Genomic DNA, 6,343 nt, shown 5'->3' with positions numbered 1-6,343 from the left:
GAAGGACGACAACACCCGCATCCACGCCTGCCGGCAGAAGCTGATCGACGATCTCAACGCCGCCGCCCTGCCGCTGGCCGTGCTGGAACTGATTCTGGAAAACCTGCTCGGCACCGTCCGGGCGGAGATGGGGTCCGGGAAAGCTGGACAGGAGTCCGACTAAAGAAACATCTTGCACCGGGGCCGGAATTATGGTATTATAATATCGTCTTGTCTTGTACGATGAGGTAAATTTAATAACTGGAGTTGATTTTTCCTACCATGGATGATGGCAGTATTCCCCTTATAGCGGCAATGGCGATCCTTGTGATCTTTTCCGCTTTCTTTTCCGCGTCCGAAACCGCGTATTCGTCGGTGAACCAGATCCGGCTCAAGAGCCGGGCGGATAACGGCGACCAACAGGCCGCCCACATTCTGGCACTGGCACAGCGGTATGACAGCCTGCTTTCCACCATTCTGATCGGCAACAACATTGTCAACATTGCCGTTGCCTCCCTGGGCACGGTTTTGTTCAGCAACATGCTGGGCAATGCCACCGGTCCGACCGTCTCGACGGCCGTTGTGACGATCGTGGTCCTGATCTTCGGTGAGATCACCCCGAAAAGCCTGGCGAAGGAAATGCCCGAACGGTTTGCGGCATTTTCGGCTCCGCTCCTGGATTTTCTGATTCTGATTTTCACCCCGCTGAATTTCGTGTTCGGCACCTGGAAAAAGTTCCTTTCGGGACATTTTCACAGCGGTGAGAACGACGGCATCACCGATGCCGAGCTGATCACGATGGTCAGCGAGGCGGAGAGCGACGGCGAACTGACCAACCACGAGAGTGAGCTGATCCGCAGTGCCATCGAATTCGATGACGTGGAAGTGGAAGAGGTTCTGACCCCCCGTGTGGATGTTGTGGCGGTGGCTGACGACATCTCGATGCAGGAACTGGCGGACGCCTTTGACGAATCGGGATACTCGCGTCTGCCGGTCTACCATGAGACCATCGACAACATCATCGGTGTGGTTCACGAAAAGGACTATTATCAGGCCGTCCGGCACGGCAATGCCAGCATGGAAGAGCTGGTGACCCCCACGCTGTACACCACCGGTTCGACGCAGATTTCGGCGCTGCTGCGCACGCTGCGTGAGAAGCATCATCACATGGCCGTGGTGGTGGACGAATACGGCGGCACCGAAGGCATTGTGACGCTGGAGGACATCCTGGAAGAGCTGGTCGGCGAAATCTGGGATGAGCATGACGAGGAGACCGAAGAGTTCCGCCGTCAGTCCAACGGCACCTGGCTGGTGTCCGGTTCCGCCAGTGTGGACGATCTGTGGAAGGAACTTTCCATCCCGGAAGATCAGGATATTGATTCCATCACGGTTTCCGGTCTGGTGCAGGAAAAGACCGGACATCTGCCCAAGGTGGGCGACCGGTTCACGCTGGACCGGTATGACGGCGTTGTGACCAAGACGGTTCATCGCCGGGTACTGGAAGTCAGTCTGCGCGAACGCAAGGTTACCGGTCCCACCGGCCGCGAGGAAGGCCGGAGCCATGAACATGGCCGCCGGGAATCCCGCAGCGAAAACAACTGAATCAGGGGCCCTCCGCACAGCGCGGAGGGCCCCTTTTTTCGGGCATTAAAACCGGCACGGTCCGGGGCGCAGAGGCGCCGGCGGAACGTGCCGTTTGCTGTTTATATAAGATGCTTAGTCGTCCATCGGGCGATGGTCCGTGATCATATGATCTTTCTGGTACTTGAGGGCCGCGGCGATGAAGTTCTTGAAGAGAGGATGGGCGCGGTTGGGGCGGCTCTTGAATTCGGGATGGAACTGAACGCCCACATGGAAATCGCGGCCGGGCAGCTCCACCGCCTCGACCAGACGGCCGTCCGGGCTGGTGCCGGAAATCACGAGGCCGTTGTTCTGCATCTCGGTGCGGAAGTCGTTGTTGAACTCATAGCGATGGCGATGACGCTCGTCAATTTCGGCCTTGCCGTAGCATTCCCGCAGCTTGGTGCCCTGGGCCGTGATGCAGGGATATTTGCCCAGACGCATCGTGCCGCCCTTGGGGATGTTGCCCTGCTGGTCCGGCATCAGCGCGATGACGTTGTGCTCGCCGTCCGGGGTGAACTCGCTGGAATTGGCATCGGCGTAGCCCAGCACATCGCGGGCAAACTCGATGACCATGATCTGCATACCGAGGCAGATGCCGAAATACGGGATATTCTGTTCCCGGGCATACCGCGCGGCCTGGATCATGCCCTCAATGCCGCGGTCGCCGAAGCCGCCCGGCACGATGATGCCGTCCACGCCGGCAAGCTGCTCTTCGCAGCGCTGCTGATCCTGCAGGTTTTCGCTGTCCACCCAGCGGATTTCCACCTTGGACTCGTTTTCAAAACCGGCATGATAGAGGGATTCCATGACGCTCAGGTAGGCATCGTGGAGCTTGACATACTTGCCGACCAGCGCGATGGTGCAGTTCTTGCTGCGCGTCGCAATGCGGCTGATCAGTTCCTTCCACTCGGTCAGGTCGCTGGCCGGCGTTTCGAGGTGCAGCTGACGGGTCACCACGTCGGTCAGGCCGGCAGCTTCGAGCATCAGCGGACACTCGTACAGGCTGGGCAGCGTGAGGTTCTCAATGACGCAGTCGGGGCGGACATTGCAGAACATGCTGATCTTGTGCTTGATGTCGTTGCCGACAGGACCGTCGGCACGCAGCACGATCACGTTGGGAGAGATGCCCATGCCCTGCAGTTCCTTGCAGGAATGCTGGGCCGGCTTGGACTTGTACTCGTCGGAGCCGGAAATGTAAGGCACCAGCACCACATGGATGTAGCAGCAGTTTTCCAGGCCCTGCTCAATGCCCACCTGACGGATTGCCTCGAGGAAAGGCTGGCTCTCGATATCGCCGGTGGTGCCGCCGATCTCGGTGATGACCACATCCGCCTGGGTGCTCTTGGCAAGGTTGTAGATATAGCTCTTGATCTCGTTGGTGATATGCGGAATGATCTGAACGGTCTGGCCCAGGTAGGCGCCCTGGCGTTCCTTGTTCAGCACGTTCCAGTACACCTTGCCGGTGGTCAGGTTGGAGTATTTGTTCAGATTCTCATCAATGAAACGCTCGTAGTGGCCCAGATCCAGATCGGTCTCGGTGCCGTCATCCGTGACGAAAACCTCGCCGTGCTGCAAGGGGCTCATCGTACCGGGGTCCACATTGATATACGGGTCCAGCTTCTGGGAAGCCACCTTGAGACCCCGCGTCTTGAGCAGACGTCCCAGGCTGGCTGCCGTAATTCCCTTGCCGAGGCCGGAAACCACGCCGCCCGTGACAAAAACATATTTTGTCGCCATATTAACCATCCCTCCACATCAAATTCCGAAAACATCGAACAAATTATTATACAACATCCAGCGAAGAAAAACAAGTCCGACCGTTGTGCGCCGCAAAATTGCACAGCGGCAAAACGGCTCATTCTTCCTCTTCGAGGATTTCCCGTGCCACGTCGGCACGGTCGCGGCGGGTGTCCATGGCGGTCTTTTCAATCAGGCGATGGGCCTCGGCCTCGGTGCAGCCCCGCTTTTCGATCAGGACGCACTTGGCGCGGTCCACCAGCCGCATCTGGGCAATCTTATCACGCAGGCGATCGTTTTCCTGCCGGAGATACTCCAGCCGGTGGCGGCAGGCTGCCGCGATCTGGACAGTCTGCCGGAACTGTACGCCGGTAAACGGCTTGGACAGGACCAGCACACCGTATTCCTGCAGGCGGTCCGCCATCTCGGAGGCGGCACCGCTCTTGGCCAGGAAAACGACCCCGGCGTCGGTCTTCTGGACGGCGTCCAGGGACAGTTCATGCCCGAACTCGTCGGGGAGCGGCGCATTGATGATGATGACATCATAGTCGCGTTCCCCCATGCGGCGGCGTGCTTCTCCGCCGCTTGCCACAATGCTGGGATGCAGGTATCCCAGCTCGGAGATGTGGCGTGCCAGGTATTCATTGGATTGGATTCCTGCGGATGCAATCAAGGCAGCCGGCAATCTGCATCACCTTCCCTTCTGTGTCATTTCAGGGCCGGCTCAGATCATCGGGAAACAATGCTCCTTCTCCCAGAGCCGCGGATCGGGCGATTCCTCATAGGCATGGCACAGACGGGTCTGGTACTCAAAATACTTGTTCATCAGGGCAAGCGGCAGCTCCCCTGCGATGAATTTGCTCTGAGCGGCGATCGTGATGGCCTCACGCAGCGACTCGGGCAGGCTTTCCAGCCCCTCGGCGGCGTGGCGGTGGAACAGGTTGCTGTTGACCGGGTCGGGCAGCGGCAGCTTGTTGACGATGCCGTCCAGGCCGGAGGCCAGGATCAGGCCGATGACCAGGTAGGGGTTGCCGGCGGGGTCGGGGCTGCGCATCTCCAGACGGCAGAACTCCCCCGACGCGGAGGGCAGACGCACGAGCTGGCTGCGGTTCTGGCGGCTCCAGCTGATATACTTGGGGGCTTCGCAGCTGCCGAACCGGGTGTACGAGTTGGGAATGGGATTGCAGAAGCAGGTCAGTTCCCGGGCATGGGCCAGGATGCCCGCAATGAAATGCGCGGCCTCACTGTCCGGCGTCAGCTCATCCTGCAGCAGGTTGTGGCCGTCCCGGCGCAGCGAGACATTGACATGCAGGCCGCTGCCCGCCTGATCCGGCAGGGGTTTGGGCATGAAGCTGGCAAACAGACCGTTGCGGTCAGCGATGGCCTTGACGGTGGTCTTGAAGGTGTTGAGGTTGTCGGCGGACTTGAGCGCATCGGCGTACATGAAGTCCACCTCATTCTGGCCGAATCCGCTCTCGTGGTGGCTGTGCTGGGGACGCAGGCCCATATCCGCCATCGCAAAGCAGATTTCGCGGCGGATGTTCTCGGCCTTGTCCAGCGGTGCCACATCAAAGTAGCCGCCGCGGTCCATCGGAATATGGGTGGGGCCGCCGTGCTCATCGGTCTGGAACAGATAGAATTCACATTCGCAGCCCACATCGCAGCGCAGGCCCATCTTGGCGGCGCGCTGGATGACGGATTGCAGATAGCCGCGGCAGTTGCCCTCAAAGGGCCGGCCGTTGGGCAGTGTGATATCACAGTACATCCGCATCACACGGCCTTCGGTGGGGCGCCAGGGCAGGATGGTCATGGTGTCGGGATCAGGCCAGAGGACCAGATCGCTTTCTTCGGTGTTCATAAAGCCGGCGATGGAACTGCCGTCAAAGCAGACGCCCTGTTCCAGCGCATAGGGCAGTTCGCTGGCGTAGACCGAAATATTTTTCTGGTTGCCGAATATATCGCAGAAGGCCAGACGCACAAATTTGACGTCATTGTCCTCGACGTAGTTCAGGATATCCTGTGCGGTATGCTTCATGGTGTTCCTCCAAAAACGTCGTGTGAAGCTCGAAAGGCCCACCTTGCGGCGGGCCTTTCAAACCGTGGTAAAGGGGAGCATGCACGGCTTGCAACGTGTGGGTTCCCGGGATTACTCGGTGTAGAACAGAATACGGCTGTAGCAGGGCAGCGGCCAGTACTCCTCGTCCACGATCTCCTCCGCGAGGTCGGCAGCGGCACGCAGCCGGGCCATGGCGGGCAGGACTTCGTCGTGGAACGCATGCGCCTTGGCGGTTTCATCCTCCATCGCGCAGACGCGGTCGGTGATCTCCTTCAGAGCGACAGCGGCATCGGACATCTCGTCGGTGTGCTTGGTCAGCTCCACCAGCAGCTGCTGCTCGGCGTGGGTGGAGATTCCCTCCACCGCGGACATCTTGGCGGCGGCACTGCCGGCCACTTCGCCCATGTAGCTCGTAGCGGCGGGGATCAGCTGCTTGTTGGCGATCTTGAGCATCGTACGGGCTTCGATGTTGATGACCTTGGAGTAGTGCTCCATCTCAACCTCGTAGCGGCTGAGCATCTCGGTCTTGGTCAGAACACCGAACTCTTCCATCAGGGCAATGTTCTTCTCGTCCTTGAGGGCCACCATGGCGTCGGGGGTGCACTTGCGGTTGGGCAGGCCGCGGCGTTCCGCCTCCTGCTCCCAGGCTTCGGAATAGCCGTTGCCGTTGAAGATCACGCGGCGATGGGCGTTGAGGGTCTTCTTGACCCAGGCCGCAGCGGCGCACTCAAAGTCGGCGGCATCCTCGGTCTCGGCGACGAACTGCTTGAGTTCCTTGGCAACCGCCGTGTTCAGGATGGTGTTGCAGTCGCTGAGGTTCTCGGCAGAGCCGGGCATACGGAATTCAAACTTGTTGCCGGTGAAGGCAAACGGAGAAGTACGGTTGCGATCGGTGGTGTCCTTGCTGAACTTGGGCAGGACATCCACGCCCAGATCCATCTTCATCTT

General features: G+C 59.6%; 5 protein-coding genes. 1 reads left to right on the top strand and 4 read right to left on the bottom strand.

Going from position 1 to position 6,343, the window contains the following annotated elements; all coding sequences use genetic code 11:
• The first annotated feature begins 261 nt into the window (after positions 1–261).
• Positions 262–1,581 carry an HlyC/CorC family transporter gene (locus tag U0L91_RS04460; RefSeq protein WP_330045014.1) on the top strand — a complete coding sequence of 440 codons (1,320 nt, stop codon included), beginning with the start codon at positions 262–264 and terminating at the stop codon, positions 1,579–1,581.
• A gap of 114 nt (positions 1,582–1,695) precedes the next feature.
• Here U0L91_RS04460 and U0L91_RS04455 read toward each other — a convergent pair whose 3' ends face one another.
• From U0L91_RS04455 to U0L91_RS04440, 4 genes are all read right to left on the bottom strand, one after another.
• Positions 1,696–3,339, bottom strand: a complete 1,644-nt coding sequence (locus tag U0L91_RS04455; protein WP_330045013.1) for a CTP synthase — start codon at positions 3,337–3,339, stop codon at positions 1,696–1,698.
• A 118-nt stretch (positions 3,340–3,457) separates the two neighbouring features.
• Entirely contained in the window at positions 3,458–4,024 is a 567-nt protein-coding gene (locus U0L91_RS04450) for an ANTAR domain-containing response regulator (protein ID WP_330045012.1), read from the bottom strand.
• A 39-nt stretch (positions 4,025–4,063) separates the two neighbouring features.
• Positions 4,064–5,374: a glutamine synthetase family protein gene (locus U0L91_RS04445; RefSeq protein ID WP_330045011.1), complete on the bottom strand. Its 1,311-nt coding sequence runs from the start codon at positions 5,372–5,374 to the stop codon at positions 4,064–4,066.
• Between the two features lie 111 nt (positions 5,375–5,485).
• Positions 5,486–6,343: glutamine synthetase III family protein (locus tag U0L91_RS04440; protein WP_481804515.1), on the bottom strand; the 858-nt coding region annotated here is incomplete at its 5' end.

The sequence above is a fragment of the Gemmiger sp. genome (genome assembly GCF_036306485.1).
Taxonomy (GTDB): Bacteria; Bacillota; Clostridia; order Oscillospirales; family Ruminococcaceae; genus Gemmiger.
Note: the sequence above shows the minus strand (reverse complement) of the source record. Positions and strands in the feature narration are given on the sequence as shown.